General features: G+C 31.9%; 26 protein-coding genes. All 26 read left to right on the plus strand.

Annotated features, from left to right (window positions below):
• Window positions 1-4: 4 nt before the first annotated feature.
• From rplC to rplQ, 26 genes are read left to right on the plus strand one after another with little or no spacing between them, the layout of a single operon-like run.
• Complete coding sequence (rplC, locus tag BVAVS116_RS02390; protein ID WP_006068672.1) at window positions 5-625, plus strand: 50S ribosomal protein L3; 621 nt, start codon at window positions 5-7, stop codon at window positions 623-625.
• A gap of 9 nt (window positions 626-634) precedes the next feature.
• Window positions 635-1,264, plus strand: coding sequence for a 50S ribosomal protein L4 (gene rplD / locus BVAVS116_RS02395; RefSeq protein WP_006068981.1), 630 nt, complete (start codon window positions 635-637; stop codon window positions 1,262-1,264).
• 20 nt (window positions 1,265-1,284) lie between these two features.
• Window positions 1,285-1,581 carry a 50S ribosomal protein L23 gene (gene rplW / locus BVAVS116_RS02400; protein ID WP_006068273.1) on the plus strand — a complete coding sequence of 99 codons (297 nt, stop codon included), beginning with the start codon at window positions 1,285-1,287 and terminating at the stop codon, window positions 1,579-1,581.
• A gap of 21 nt (window positions 1,582-1,602) precedes the next feature.
• Window positions 1,603-2,436 (plus strand): 50S ribosomal protein L2, encoded by an 834-nt coding sequence (rplB, locus tag BVAVS116_RS02405; protein WP_006068567.1) that lies wholly within the window; start codon window positions 1,603-1,605, stop codon window positions 2,434-2,436.
• 10 nt (window positions 2,437-2,446) lie between these two features.
• Window positions 2,447-2,725, plus strand: coding sequence for a 30S ribosomal protein S19 (gene rpsS, locus BVAVS116_RS02410; RefSeq protein WP_002557073.1), 279 nt, complete (start codon window positions 2,447-2,449; stop codon window positions 2,723-2,725).
• 7 nt (window positions 2,726-2,732) lie between these two features.
• Entirely contained in the window at window positions 2,733-3,095 is a 363-nt protein-coding gene (gene rplV / locus BVAVS116_RS02415) for a 50S ribosomal protein L22 (RefSeq protein WP_006068599.1), read from the plus strand.
• Between the two features lie 3 nt (window positions 3,096-3,098).
• The gene (rpsC, locus tag BVAVS116_RS02420) at window positions 3,099-3,974 is read left to right on the plus strand and encodes a 30S ribosomal protein S3 (RefSeq protein WP_006068474.1); all 876 of its coding nucleotides are present in this window, start codon (window positions 3,099-3,101) and stop codon (window positions 3,972-3,974) included.
• Between the two features lie 4 nt (window positions 3,975-3,978).
• Window positions 3,979-4,395 carry a 50S ribosomal protein L16 gene (gene rplP / locus BVAVS116_RS02425; RefSeq protein WP_006068222.1) on the plus strand — a complete coding sequence of 139 codons (417 nt, stop codon included), beginning with the start codon at window positions 3,979-3,981 and terminating at the stop codon, window positions 4,393-4,395.
• Window positions 4,396-4,397: 2 nt separating this feature from the next.
• Window positions 4,398-4,598, plus strand: coding sequence for a 50S ribosomal protein L29 (gene rpmC / locus BVAVS116_RS02430; protein ID WP_002557077.1), 201 nt, complete (start codon window positions 4,398-4,400; stop codon window positions 4,596-4,598).
• A gap of 8 nt (window positions 4,599-4,606) precedes the next feature.
• Window positions 4,607-4,861 (plus strand): 30S ribosomal protein S17, encoded by a 255-nt coding sequence (gene rpsQ / locus BVAVS116_RS02435; RefSeq protein ID WP_006068960.1) that lies wholly within the window; start codon window positions 4,607-4,609, stop codon window positions 4,859-4,861.
• A gap of 27 nt (window positions 4,862-4,888) precedes the next feature.
• Complete coding sequence (rplN, locus tag BVAVS116_RS02440) at window positions 4,889-5,257, plus strand: 50S ribosomal protein L14 (protein ID WP_002655934.1); 369 nt, start codon at window positions 4,889-4,891, stop codon at window positions 5,255-5,257.
• Between the two features lie 14 nt (window positions 5,258-5,271).
• Entirely contained in the window at window positions 5,272-5,577 is a 306-nt protein-coding gene (gene rplX / locus BVAVS116_RS02445) for a 50S ribosomal protein L24 (RefSeq protein WP_006068615.1), read from the plus strand.
• 5 nt (window positions 5,578-5,582) lie between these two features.
• Window positions 5,583-6,131, plus strand: coding sequence for a 50S ribosomal protein L5 (rplE, locus tag BVAVS116_RS02450; RefSeq protein ID WP_006068912.1), 549 nt, complete (start codon window positions 5,583-5,585; stop codon window positions 6,129-6,131).
• Window positions 6,132-6,148: 17 nt separating this feature from the next.
• A complete protein-coding gene (locus tag BVAVS116_RS02455; protein WP_006068779.1) occupies window positions 6,149-6,334 on the plus strand; it encodes a type Z 30S ribosomal protein S14 in 186 nt (61 codons plus the stop codon).
• Window positions 6,335-6,343: 9 nt separating this feature from the next.
• Window positions 6,344-6,742: a 30S ribosomal protein S8 gene (rpsH, locus tag BVAVS116_RS02460; RefSeq protein ID WP_006068307.1), complete on the plus strand. Its 399-nt coding sequence runs from the start codon at window positions 6,344-6,346 to the stop codon at window positions 6,740-6,742.
• Window positions 6,743-6,758: 16 nt separating this feature from the next.
• Window positions 6,759-7,301, plus strand: coding sequence for a 50S ribosomal protein L6 (gene rplF, locus BVAVS116_RS02465; protein ID WP_006068212.1), 543 nt, complete (start codon window positions 6,759-6,761; stop codon window positions 7,299-7,301).
• 17 nt (window positions 7,302-7,318) lie between these two features.
• Window positions 7,319-7,678 carry a 50S ribosomal protein L18 gene (gene rplR / locus BVAVS116_RS02470; RefSeq protein WP_006068935.1) on the plus strand — a complete coding sequence of 120 codons (360 nt, stop codon included), beginning with the start codon at window positions 7,319-7,321 and terminating at the stop codon, window positions 7,676-7,678.
• Window positions 7,679-7,690: 12 nt separating this feature from the next.
• The gene (gene rpsE / locus BVAVS116_RS02475) at window positions 7,691-8,188 is read left to right on the plus strand and encodes a 30S ribosomal protein S5 (RefSeq protein ID WP_006068646.1); all 498 of its coding nucleotides are present in this window, start codon (window positions 7,691-7,693) and stop codon (window positions 8,186-8,188) included.
• 3 nt (window positions 8,189-8,191) lie between these two features.
• On the plus strand, window positions 8,192-8,503 hold the full coding sequence (rpmD, locus tag BVAVS116_RS02480) for a 50S ribosomal protein L30 (protein ID WP_006068762.1): 312 nt from the start codon (window positions 8,192-8,194) through the stop codon (window positions 8,501-8,503).
• Window positions 8,496-8,933, plus strand: coding sequence for a 50S ribosomal protein L15 (gene rplO / locus BVAVS116_RS02485; RefSeq protein WP_006068454.1), 438 nt, complete (start codon window positions 8,496-8,498; stop codon window positions 8,931-8,933). The genes rpmD and rplO overlap by 8 nt, the downstream gene beginning before the upstream one ends.
• A 12-nt stretch (window positions 8,934-8,945) precedes the next feature.
• The gene (gene secY / locus BVAVS116_RS02490; protein ID WP_006068527.1) at window positions 8,946-10,250 is read left to right on the plus strand and encodes a preprotein translocase subunit SecY; all 1,305 of its coding nucleotides are present in this window, start codon (window positions 8,946-8,948) and stop codon (window positions 10,248-10,250) included.
• Window positions 10,251-10,262: 12 nt separating this feature from the next.
• A complete protein-coding gene (gene rpmJ / locus BVAVS116_RS02495) occupies window positions 10,263-10,376 on the plus strand; it encodes a 50S ribosomal protein L36 (protein WP_004790059.1) in 114 nt (37 codons plus the stop codon).
• Window positions 10,377-10,393: 17 nt separating this feature from the next.
• On the plus strand, window positions 10,394-10,771 hold the full coding sequence (gene rpsM / locus BVAVS116_RS02500; RefSeq protein ID WP_006068213.1) for a 30S ribosomal protein S13: 378 nt from the start codon (window positions 10,394-10,396) through the stop codon (window positions 10,769-10,771).
• A 27-nt stretch (window positions 10,772-10,798) separates the two neighbouring features.
• A complete protein-coding gene (gene rpsK, locus BVAVS116_RS02505; protein WP_006068548.1) occupies window positions 10,799-11,191 on the plus strand; it encodes a 30S ribosomal protein S11 in 393 nt (130 codons plus the stop codon).
• Between the two features lie 16 nt (window positions 11,192-11,207).
• Window positions 11,208-12,242, plus strand: coding sequence for a DNA-directed RNA polymerase subunit alpha (locus tag BVAVS116_RS02510; protein WP_006068464.1), 1,035 nt, complete (start codon window positions 11,208-11,210; stop codon window positions 12,240-12,242).
• A 21-nt stretch (window positions 12,243-12,263) separates the two neighbouring features.
• Window positions 12,264-12,635 carry a 50S ribosomal protein L17 gene (gene rplQ, locus BVAVS116_RS02515; protein ID WP_006068575.1) on the plus strand — a complete coding sequence of 124 codons (372 nt, stop codon included), beginning with the start codon at window positions 12,264-12,266 and terminating at the stop codon, window positions 12,633-12,635.
• The last annotated feature ends 28 nt before the right edge of the window (window positions 12,636-12,663 follow it).

Here is a 12,663-nt window from a genome sequence, read left to right on the forward strand (position 1 = left end):
TTTAATGTTGGGATTGATTGGAAAAAAAGTTGGCATGACTCAGGTATTTCAGAAAAATGGTATTGTGGTTCCTGTTACTGTTATAGAGTTTCAGCCCAATTATATTATAGGGAAGAAAACAGTTGATAGAGATGGTTATAGCGCCCTTATAGCAGGTTCTGTTGATCTTAAAGGTTCTAAAGTTTCAAAGCCTATAAAAGGTCAATATAAAAGTTTAAAAGATATTGAGCCTAAAAAATATGTAATAGAGCTTAAGGGGCTTGATGGATATGATGCTGGTGATGAGATTAAGGTTGATGTTTTTAAATCAGTTAAGTATGTAGATGTTACAGGCACTACTAAAGGTAAAGGTTTTCAAGGGGCTATGAAAAGGCATAATTTTAGTGGTGGGCCATCTTCTCATGGATCAAAATTCCATAGACATCTTGGTGGAACAGGACAAGCTACTACTCCCGCAAGAACATTTAAAGGGACCAAAATGGCTGGTAGAATGGGTGGAAATCAACAAACTATTCAAAATCTTGAAGTTGTTTTAATTGATGAGGAAAGGAGAGCCATTCTAGTAAAAGGAGCTGTACCTGGTGCTAAGGGTTCTTTTGTTGTTGTTAAGAAATCTAAAAAGTAGGTATTTAGTATGGAAAGAAAAGTTTTTTCTAAAGATGGTAAAGAGATTAGAACTATAAACTTAGATGATAGAGTTTTTAATATAGAAATTAGTCATGGGTCTATTTATAATGCTATAAAAAATGAGCTGTCTAATCTTAGGGTTGGAACATCTTCAACTAAAACCAGATCAGAGGTTAAGGGCAGTTCTAAAAAGCCTTGGAAGCAAAAAGGAACTGGTAGAGCTAGAGTAGGTACAAAGCGAAATCCAATTTGGATTGGCGGAGGTATAGCATTGGGGCCAAAACCTAGAGATTATAGCTATAGACTACCCAAAAAAGTAAAAAGGCTTGCATTTAAGTCTGTATTAAGTTTACGTGCTGCTGATGAAAATAATTTTAAAGTTATTGAGAATTTTAATATTGAATCGGGAAAAACAAAAGATCTTGCTTTAATAATAAAGAATTTTGCAAGTTTAAATGGTAAGGTGGTTATTCTTTTGGGCAATGATGATCAGATGATCAAAAGAGCTGGTAAAAATATAAGAGATTTAAAGGTTTTGTCTTTTGATAAGCTTAGAGTTGTTGATTTGTTTTATGCAAAAAATCTAATAGCCCTAGAATCTGCTGTTAACAAACTCAATGAGTTTTACGTTAAATAAAAAAGATGTTGAGGATAAGTATGAAAGCTTATGATATAATAATTTCACCTATGCTTACTGAAAAAACCAATACTCAAAGAGAAAGTATTAATGTTTATGTTTTTAAGGTTAATAAAAGAGCAAATAAAAAAGAGGTTGGTGCAGCAATAAAAGAACTTTTTAATGTTACTCCAGTATCATGTAATTTGCTTAATATTAAAAGTAGAGCTAAGATTGTGGTGTCTCGAAAAGGATACCCTATAGGTAAGGGAAAAACTTCTTCATGGAAGAAGGCATATGTTTATCTCAAAAAAGAAGATAAAATAGATATTTTTTAGTGGTTTTGGAGAAAAATAAATATGGGTATTAAGACTTATAAGCCAAAAACTTCTTCTTTGCGCTATAAGACGACTTTATCTTTTGATGATTTGAGCAAAGGTAATGATCCTTTGAAATCTTTAACAAAAGGTAAAAAATTTAAATCAGGCAGAGATTCTTCTGGTAGAATTACTATTAGAAGAAGAGGTGGTGGGCATAAGAGAAAGTATAGGTTGATTGATTTTAATAGAAGAGATAAATTTAGCATTCCTGCTCGAGTTGCTTCTGTTGAATATGATCCAAATAGAAGTGCTAATATAGCTTTGCTTGTTTATAAAGACGGAGAAAAAAGGTATATTATTTCTCCAAAAGGCATTAAGGTTGGAGATATTTTGGAAAGTGGTCCGAATGCCCCAATTAAAATTGGTAATGCTTTACCCCTTGAAAACATTCCTATTGGGAGAACCATTCACAATATTGAGCTTAATGTAGGAAAAGGTGGGCAGCTTGTAAGAAGTGCTGGTGGGTATGCTATGATACTTGTTTCTGACGGAAATTATGTCACTGTAAAATTATCATCTGGTGAAATGAGGTTAATTTTTAAAAAATGCATTGCAACAATTGGTGAGATTGGAAATGAAGATTATGTCAATGTTTCTATAGGGAAAGCTGGTAAAAGTAGGTGGCTTGGTAGAAGACCTAAGGTTAGAGGTGTTGCTATGAATCCTGTTGACCATCCGCATGGTGGTGGTGAAGGAAAAACTTCTGGAGGTCGTCATCCCGTGTCTCCTTGGGGACAGCCTACTAAAGGCTATAAGACTCGCAAGAAAAAGAGATATTCAGATAAATTTATTATTAAAAGAAGAAATAAGTAGGAGAAGTGTAGTGGCAAGATCTATTAAAAAGGGACCCTTTATAGAAAAGAGTCTTTATCAAAAAGTTTTATCATCTTTTGGAAGTGAGAAGAGAGTTGTTATTAAAACCTATTCCAGATCTTCAACAATAATTCCTGAAATGGTAAGTCTTACTATATCTGTTTACAATGGAAAGACTTTTATACCTATTTATATTACTGAGGATCTTGTGGGGCATAAGCTTGGCGAGTTTTCACCTACAAGGATTTTTAGAGGACATGCTAAGTCAGACAAAAAGGGAAGGAAGTAAAGTAGTTATGTTGATAAATAGAAGATATACAGCAAAGGGCAAAAATTTACCCTCTTCTCCAAAAAAAGTTAGGCCAATAGCCGACAATATACGAGGGAAATCTTATGTTAACGCTATTGCAGTGCTTTGTTCTATGCCTAATAAAGGAGCTAAGCTTTTAGAAAAAGTTGTTAAATCAGCAGCATCAAATGCAATGTATCACAACAAAAATCTTTCCGAAGACATGATATTTATTAAAATAGTCATGGTTGATGATGGACGTCGTCGTAAAAAGATTTGGCCTAGAGCTAGAGGCAGGGCTGATAGGCTTGTTAATAGAAATTGTCATATTTTTGTTGAGGTTGATGAAAAAAAGGATATTAAAGGATAAAGCATGGGTCAAAAAGTACATCCATATAGCTTAAGGGTAAAAATTAATAAGGATTGGAAATCAAAGTGGTATTTTGATAAAAAATTGTATTCTACAATTCTTCATGAAGACTTTTTAATAAGATTAGAAATTATGAAGTTTCTCAAAGGGATTAAGTTTGATATTTCTGATATAGAAATAATTAGAAATAATCCTCAAAAAGTAACAGTAGTAATTGTTACTCCAAGGCCCGGTTCTGTGATAGGACTTAAAGGTTCTAATCTTGAAAAGATTGGTCAATTGTTAACTAAAAAAATTTCTAAAAAGATTAGTATTAAGATCAAAGAGGTTAAAAGACCAGAGCTTGATGCTCAAATTATTGCTAATGGGATTGCAAAACAAGTAGAAAATAGAGTGTCTTATAGGAAAGTTCTAAAATCAGCTCTTTCTACTTCTATGTTAAAGGGCGCTCAAGGGCTAAAAATTAAGATTGCTGGTAGACTTGGTGGGGCTGAGATTGCAAGAAGCTTTGAAGTTAAGGAAGGTCGGGTTCCTTTACATACTCTTAGAGCTGATATAGATTACGGATTTTCTGAGGCTCGAACTACTTATGGCATTATTGGAGTTAAAGTTTGGTTATTTAAAGGTGAAGTTTTGGGTAGACAAACCAATTCTGATGCTGGTCAGGTAATAAATAAAAAGCCTTTTAGGGAAAGAGGCGAGACTGTTAAAAATTTTGATAAAATTTTGAATAATAGAGAGAAGCCTAATGAAAAGCAAACTAGGGGTTTAAATAAAAAAGATGGATTGTCTAAAGACGAAGCAAGTCTTTTAAATAAACTTAGTTCGCCTTTTTCTAAAGAAAGAGTCGATTCTAACGATCAGAATATTGGAGGATGATTAGATGTTAAGTCCAAAAAAGGTTAAATATAGAAAAAAGCAGAGAGGAAGATTGTCTGGAGAGGCTCAAAAGGGTAATAAAATTTCTTTTGGTGAATATGGACTTGTTTCTTTGGAGACAAATTTTGTTACTGCTCGCCAAATTGAAGCTGCTCGTATTGCAATGACTCGTAAAATAAAAAGAGGCGGAAGAGTGTGGATAAGAATATTTCCTGATATTCCTTATACTAAAAAACCAGCTGAAACTAGGATGGGTAAGGGCAAAGGGGGTGTTGATCATTGGAATGCTCCTGTTAAGCTTGGCACTGTTATGTTTGAAATGGCTGGAGTTGTGGAGGAACTTGCTCAAGAGGCTATGTCACTTGCAAGTTCTAAGCTTCCAGTAAAAACTATGTTTGTTGTAAGGCGAGATTTGAGGTAATTATGTTGAAAAATTTTAAGAATTTTACTCTTGAGGACATGAAAGCCAAAAGGCTGGAACTAAAGAAAGAATATTTAGATTTAAGATTTAAATCTGTTGTTGGTCATGTTGAAAATCCTTTAAAAAAAAGAGAGATTAGGCGTGATATTGCAAGGCTTAATACAATGATTTGTGAATATGAATTAGGTATTAGAAAGGTTTAGAAATATATATGGCAAGAGAAAATAAAAAAGAATTAATTGGTAAAGTTGTTAGTGACAAGATGTCTAAGACTATAGTAGTAGAAATTATTCAAAGAAAGATGCATCCAATCTATCATAAGTATTTAAAGGTTACTAAGAAAGTAAAAGCACATGATGACAAAGAAGTTTCAAAGGTTGGCGATAAGGTAAAAATTATTGAGGTTCGACCTATTAGTAAAGATAAAAGATGGGCTCTTGTTGAGGTTTTAGAAAAATTAAGATAGTTTTGATTTTTCTATAGGAGATTGATTATGATTCAGATGCAAACTTATTTAACAATTGCTGATAATACTGGTGGTAAGGTAGCCCAATGTATTAAAGTGCTTGGTGGTAGTAAAAGACGTTATGCCAAAATTGGAGATATAATAACTATTGTAGTAAAACAAGCAATTCCTAATTCTTCTGTTAAAAAAGGAGATGTGCATAAAGCTGTAATTGTCAGAACTTCTAAAGAAGTAAGACGTAAGAACGGAACTTATGTTAGGTTTGATGATAATGCTTGTGTGATACTTGATGCTAATTTAAGCCCTAGAGGCAAAAGGGTATTTGGGCCTGTTGCAAGAGAACTTAGAGATGCTAATTTTATGAAGGTAGTATCATTAGCTTCAGAGGTGATATAGCAAAAGGGGGTTTTGTGAAGACAAAGTTGAAGATAGGTGATAGCGTAAAAATTCTTTCTGGAAAAGATAAGGGAAGAATAGGTAAGATTGCTAGTATAAATAGAAAAAAAAATAAAGTTATTGTTGAATCTTGTAATATGGTTAAGAAAGTCATTAAAGCTAGGACGCCTCAAGAAAAAGGTAAAATAATAGATAAGGAGGCCGCTATAGATATTTCAAATGTGATGATATATATCAAAGGAACTTCTTCAAGATTAGGTATTAGATTTGAAAATAATGAAAAAATAAGATATCTTAAAAAAAATGGACAGAGGATATAGAGTTTATGAATTATGTTCCTGAATTGAAGAAATATTATAAAGACAATGTTATAAAAGAGCTTATTAAGGAATTTGAATATAAATCTATAATGCAAGTTCCCAAGCTTGAAAAAATAGTAATTTCTGTAGGTGTTGGTGAGGCTGTTAGGAATAAGAAGTTATTGGATTCTGTGGTTTTAGAGCTTGCTCAGATCACTGGTCAGAAAGCTGTAAAAACAAAAGCAAAAAAAGCAATAGCCGGGTTTAAAATTAGAGAAGGGCAAGAAATAGGCGCTAAAGTTACACTTAGGGGCAATGTAATGTATGAATTTTTATATAAGCTTATTCATTTAGCATTGCCAAGGGTTAAGGATTTTAGGGGAATTAATGGTGATGCTTTTGATGGTAATGGAAATTATTCTTTTGGGATAACGGAGCAAATAATATTTTCTGAGATAGACTATGATAAAATAGAGAGAATATCTGGTTTGAATATTACAATTGTGACAACAGCTTCAAATGATAAAGAAAGCAAAGCTTTGCTTTTGAAATTTGGAATGCCGTTTAGTAATTAAAGGGATTTATAAGGTATATGGCTAAAAAATCAATGATTATTAGGGCTTTAAGAAAGCCTAAGTATAAAACAAGGCAGAATAATAGATGTAAGTTATGTGGTCGTCCAAGAGGATATTTAAGAGATTTTTGTATGTGTCGAATATGTTTTAGAAAGTATGCGTCTGAAGGATTAATTCCTGGCGTTTCAAAAGCAAGTTGGTAAGGGGAGTTTATGGCGATTACTCATTCAGTAGGGGACATGCTAACTAAATTGAGAAATGCAAGTAGAGTTAAGCATGGGTCTGTAGACTTAAAGATGTCTAATATGAATAAATCAATATTAAACATTCTTAAAGAAGAGGGTTATATTAAGGATTTTAGTTTTTTAGAAAAAGAAGGAATTGCTTTTATTAGGGTTTTGTTAAAGTATGATAACAAAAGGAATCCTGTTATAAATAAAATAGATGCCATTTCCACTCCCGGTAGAAAAATTTATTCTTCATATAAAAATATGCCAAGAATAAAGAATGGATATGGAATATTAATTATATCTTCTTCTCAAGGTGTTATTACCGGTAAGGAAGCTAAAGATAAAAAAATCGGTGGTGAGTTGATTTGCTCAGTTTGGTAATTTAATAGGGGGATATATGTCACGTATTGGAAGACTTCCAATAAAAATTCCAGATACTGTTAAGATTGATGTTAAAGATAATTTGGTAATAGTTGAAGGTATTAGGGGAAGATTAGTTCAAGATATAAAAGACAGTATTAAAGTTAAAGTCGAGAATGGTAGTGTTATTGTTGATCGAGTTTTTAATGATAAAAAAGCAAAAGCTTACCACGGTCTTTATAGAAGTTTGATTTTTAATATGGTAAAAGGAGTAACTGAAGGATTTTCTAAGTCTCTTACTATAAATGGCATAGGATATAGGGCAGAGCAACAAGGCAATAGCCTTTTTTTAAGCCTTGGTTATTCAACTCAGTTTGAATATGTCATTCCAGATGGTATTAGTGTAAAGCTTGACGGTAATACTAAAATTTCTGTTGAAGGAATAGATAAGTTTAAGGTTGGTCAGGTTGCTGCTGAAATTAGAAGTTTAAAAAAGCCAGAGCCATATAAAGGAAAGGGCATTAAGTATGATAATGAAGTTATTAGAAGAAAAGTTGGAAAATCTGGTGTAAAAAAATAAATTTTGGGTTAATAGTTATGAAAAAAATAAAAGAATCAGAACAGAGAAAACTTAGGCGTAAAAAAAGAATAAAGAGCAAAATAGGGCGTGGGGTAATTAACAGGCCACGAATTACCGTATTTAAATCTAATAGGTATTTTTATGCACAAGTTATAGATGATAGTAAGGGGCATACTGTTGCAAGTATTTCTACTATTGAAAAAGGTCTTAATTTAAGCAAAAATATTGATGATGTGAAAAAACTTGGAGAAATTCTTGCTAAAAGGCTTAAGGAAAAAAATATAAATAATCTTATTTTTGACAGAAATGGTTATAAATATCACGGACTTATTGCAAGTTTTGCAACTTCTTTGAGGGAGTTTGGTATTAATATTTAAGGGAGTGTATTTATGGTAGATGTTCAGGTTCAGAGGAAGCAGATAGAAAAATTAATATCACTCAACAGAGTTACTAAAGTTGTTAAGGGTGGAAGAAGATTCTCTTTTGCTGCTTTCATGGTTGTTGGAGATGGGGAAGGACATGTTGGTTGGGGTTTTGGCAAAGCTAATGATGCTAGCGATGCAATAAAAAAAAGTTTAACAAGTGCGAGAAAAAATTTAAGATTTGTTCCTATTCGAAAAGGAACATTACCACATGAGGTTATTGGTTGTTTTAAAAAAGCTAAAGTTTTGATCAAGCCAGCTACTCATGGTACTGGTGTTATTGCGGGAGGCCCTGTTCGTGCTGTAATGGAGGCTTTAGGAGTGCATGATATTTTAAGTAAATCTCTTGGTTCTAATAATTCTATGAATGTAGTAAAGGCAACTTTTAAGGCATTTGATTTAGTTTTAAATGCTGAAAAAGTGGCAGAGATGCGGGGAAAAACTTTTAAAACTTTATGGGGTTAATATATGATTAAAAGGAAATTAAGAATACAACTAAAAAAAGCTAGGTTTAACGCTTCAAGGTCTAGAGCTAAAAATAAATGTTTTATTAGAAGAATGGAAAAGAATAGGGAAATTATTTCTAAAAACAATATTAATGTGCAAGTTTTTCTTGTAAGAAGTCTTATTGGAAAATTAAATAAAAAGGTCAAAGTTTTAAAGGCATTAGGTTTAAATAAAATAGGCGATAAAAAAGTACATTTTTTAAATGAATCTATTAAAGGCATGCTTAATGAGACTATTAATATGATTTTATTAAGAGAGGTAAGCAATGTTTAACTTATTAAAGCCTAAAGGAGCTAGCAAGCGACGTAAAATTGTTGGCAGAGGTCCGGGCTCAGGACTTGGTAAAACTTCTGGGAGAGGTCAAAAGGGTCAAAAAGCAAGAAATACTTCGCCAAGACTTGGATTTGAAGGTGGTCAGACCCCTCTTTATAGAAGATTGCCAAGGAAAGGTTTCTCTAATAATGATTATAAATTGGAATATACAATTGTTAATCTTGGAGATATAGATAAAAAATTTAAGGATGGACAAGTGGTCAACTATGATACTTTGCTTGAGAATAAACTTATAAGAAAAAAAAATAAAAAAATTAAAATTTTGTTTAATGGCAATCTTACAAAAAAAGTTTCCTTAGAGGTTTCTAAAATTTCTAAATCGGCCGAAAGCCTTGTGATGAAAATTGGTGGTACTATTAAATTAGTTTAAAGTGGAACAAAAATGAAAGAATTGTTTTTAAATTTATTTACTGTTAAGGATTTAAGAAATAAGTTCTTGTTTACTTTATTTATTCTTTTTCTTTTTAGAGTTGGTTCGTACTTGCCGATACCAGGAATAGATTCTGTAGCGCTTAAAAGTTATTTCAAGTCGCAATCAGATTTTTCAATTGCGAATTATTTTGATTTTTTTTCAGGCGGAGCTTTTAGTAATTTTTCTATCTTTATGCTTAGTATAGGGCCTTATATTTCAGCATCCATTATTGTCCAGCTCCTTGTTTATTCTTTTCCTTCTTTGAAAAAAATGCAAGAAGGTGATGGCGGGAGACAAAAGACTAAAAAATATACAAAATATTTAACAATAGTTGCAGCTGTAGTTCAAGGATATGCAACAAGTCTTTATGCTAAGGGTATTCCGGGTGCCGTTACCATTCCCTTTTATAGATATATATTTATTGCTATTTTAACAGTTACTACGGGAACATTTATTCTTTTGTGGTTTGGAGAGCAGATTAATCAAAGAGGTGTGGGCAATGGAACATCTTTGATAATTTTTTCCGGCATAGTGGTTAGACTGCAAGCAGCTTTGTTTAACTTATTTCAAAGTATGCAGGATCCTTCTCAAAATGTTAATCCTGTTTTTGTGATACTTGTTATAAGCATATTTATTGTAGTTGTTATCTTAATTATATATGAATATAAGGCTCAAATGCGAATTGCTATTCATTATGCTAGGGCAAATTCTAATAGTACGGTTAGCTCCTATTTGCCAATCAAGCTAAATCCATCAGGTGTTTTACCCGTTATTTTTGCTTCTGTTTTAATTACTTTGCCATTACAAATTTTAAGTGGTTTCGCAGAAACTTCTTCTATAGCCAGACAAGTTTTATCTTATTTAAGGCCTAACGGGTTTTATTATACTTTTTTGAATGTAATTTTGATAATCGGATTTACGTATTTTTATTCTAAAATTCAGTTAAGCCCTAAAGATATAAGTAATAATATTCGTAAGAATGGAGGAACTATTCCTGGGATAAAGTCTGATGAGATGGAAAAATATTTAGATGAAATTATGAATAAAACTTTATTTTCGGGATCTATTTTTTTGTCAATTATTGCAATTATTCCATTTTTAGTGCAAAATATTTTTAGATTTCCGTATGATGTTTCTAAGATAATGGGAGGGTCTTCTTTGCTTATTATGGTAGGAGTTGCACTTGATACGTTAATTCATATTGATGCTTATTTGAAAACCCAGGGATTTTCTCATAGAAATAAAAAGAATTATGCATTTTTGCAAAAAATTTAGGAGTGTTTGACTATGAAAGTTAGGGCAAGTGTAAAGCCAATTTGTGAAAAATGTAAAGTCATTAAAAGAAAAGGTGTATTAAGAATTATTTGTGATAATTTAAAGCACAAACAAAGACAAAAGTAAAAATTAGAGGAAATAAGATGGCTAGAATATCGGGAATAGATTTACCAAATAATAAACAATTAAAAATAGCGCTTACTTCTATTTATGGTATAGGTAGAACAAGGGCTTTGGAAGTTTGTAATAGATCAAATATTTCTCCAAGTAAAATTGCTAAAGATTTAGATAATGATGAGGTTAATCGACTTAGGAAGGTAATTGAGAGTGATTATGTTGTAGAAGGAAAACTTAGAAGTGAGGTTGCTATGTCTATTAAAAGACTTATGGATATAGCATGTTATAGGGGTGTTAGACATAGAAAAGGATTGCCTTTGAGGGGACAGAGAACTAAAACGAATGCAAGAACTAGAAAAGGAAAAAGAAAGACTGTAGCTAATAAGAAAATAGCTAGCAAATAAAATAGTTTTTAAGATTTGGAGGGCAAGTTGAGCGCAAAATTATCAACTAATAGTAAAAAAAAAATTAAAAGAAATATCGGAGAAGGAAACGTTTACATACAAGCTACTTTTAATAATACCATAGTTACTGTATCTGACATAAAGGGAAATGCTTTAGCTTGGGCAAGTGCTGGTGGAATGGGTTTTAAAGGAGCAAAAAAGTCTACTCCATATGCTGCCCAAATAACAGCAGAATCTGCTTTAAATAAAGTGAGAGATTTTGGAATTAATTATGTTCATGTGTATATAAAAGGGCCAGGTATTGGTAGAGAATCTGCAATAAGAGCTATTGGTTCGACTGGAATGACTGTAAAATCAATTTCAGATATTACCCCTATTCCTCATAATGGATGCAGACCGAAAAAAACCAGACGAGTTTAGCTAGAAGGAGTTATGAATGCCTGTGGAAAAATTTTTGAAAGATTTCACTATACCTGAAAAAATTGAGTTTTTGAAAAGCCAAGATGATGGGTCTTATGGTAAATTTACGATATATCCTTTTGAAAGAGGTTTTGGGGTTACTATAGGTAATACTTTAAGGCGTGTATTACTTTCTTCTATTGAAGGGTATGCGATTACTGCTATGAGAGTTCAGTCTAACAATAAAGATTCTTCGTCAAAGATTGTTTCAAGTGAATTTGATTTGATTCCTGGAGTTTCTGAAGATACTCTTGAGGTCATTGCTAATATTAAAAATATCCATTTGAAACTTGGAGAAGGAGAGCAAAGAAAGACAATAAGCTTTAGTATTAGTGGCAAGGATACTAGTGTTTTGAAAGCTTCTCATTTTGAAAGAGATGGGGTTGAAGTTTTTAATAAAGATTTAGTTATAGCTAATTTGTCACATGATGCGAATTTAGATTTTGAATTTCAAATTAATTATGGTAGGGGCTATGTTTCTTCTGAGCAAAATTCCAAGTATTTAGAAGAAGTTAATGTTATTGCTTTAGATTCTATATTTTCGCCTATAGAGAAAGTTTCATATTCTGTAGAAGATACTAGGGTTGGTCAAAGGTCAGATTATGACAAGCTTGTAATGGAAATTTGGACTACAGGTGTTATTTCTGCTAAAGATGCTATAAAAAAGGCTGCATCAATAGTAAGAGAGTTTTTGTTCCCTCTTGTAGATTTTGAAGACAATGTTAATATATCTTTTGAAAAATCAAAATCAGAAAGTTATAACTTGCTTGATATGAGTATTGAAAAATTGGATTTGTCAGTCAGATCTTTAAATTGTTTAGCCAAAGAAAATGTTAGAACTTTAGGGGAACTTATTAGTAAAAATGCGGAAGAGCTTTCTAAGGCAAGAAATTTTGGAAAAAAAAGTTTAGAAGAGATAATCGAAAAACTTGGTTCTTATCGATTGTTTTTAGGAATGTCTAAAGAAGATGCTTTATCTGTGTTGAATAAGAATGTTAAAATATCTGAATAAAAGGAGAGTTTAGGTTGTTTCATGAAAACAAAATTGGGTTTTAATAGGTTAAGTAGGAAATCTAGTCATAGGAGAGCGCTTTTAAAAAACATGGTAATTTCTTTTTTAAAACATGAAAAAATTTCTTCTACTAAGGCAAAATTGTTTGAAGTTAAAAAATTTGCTGAAAAATTAATTACAAAGGCAAAAGTTGATACTGTGCATAATAGGCGAGAATTGTCAAAATTTATACATGATAAGTATATTTTGAATAAGCTGTTTACCAAAATTTCTCCTGTTTTTAGACAAAGGAGTGGTGGGTATACTAGGATAATTAAATTAGGGAAAAGATATGGAGATGCGGCTGAAATGGCTATCCTAGAATTAGTTGAAAAGCCTTTAAAAGTTGAATAATTAATAATTTTAGCACACTGTTTTAAAG

The organism is Borreliella valaisiana VS116 (assembly GCF_000170955.2).
Classification (GTDB): Bacteria; Spirochaetota; Spirochaetia; order Borreliales; family Borreliaceae; genus Borreliella; species Borreliella valaisiana.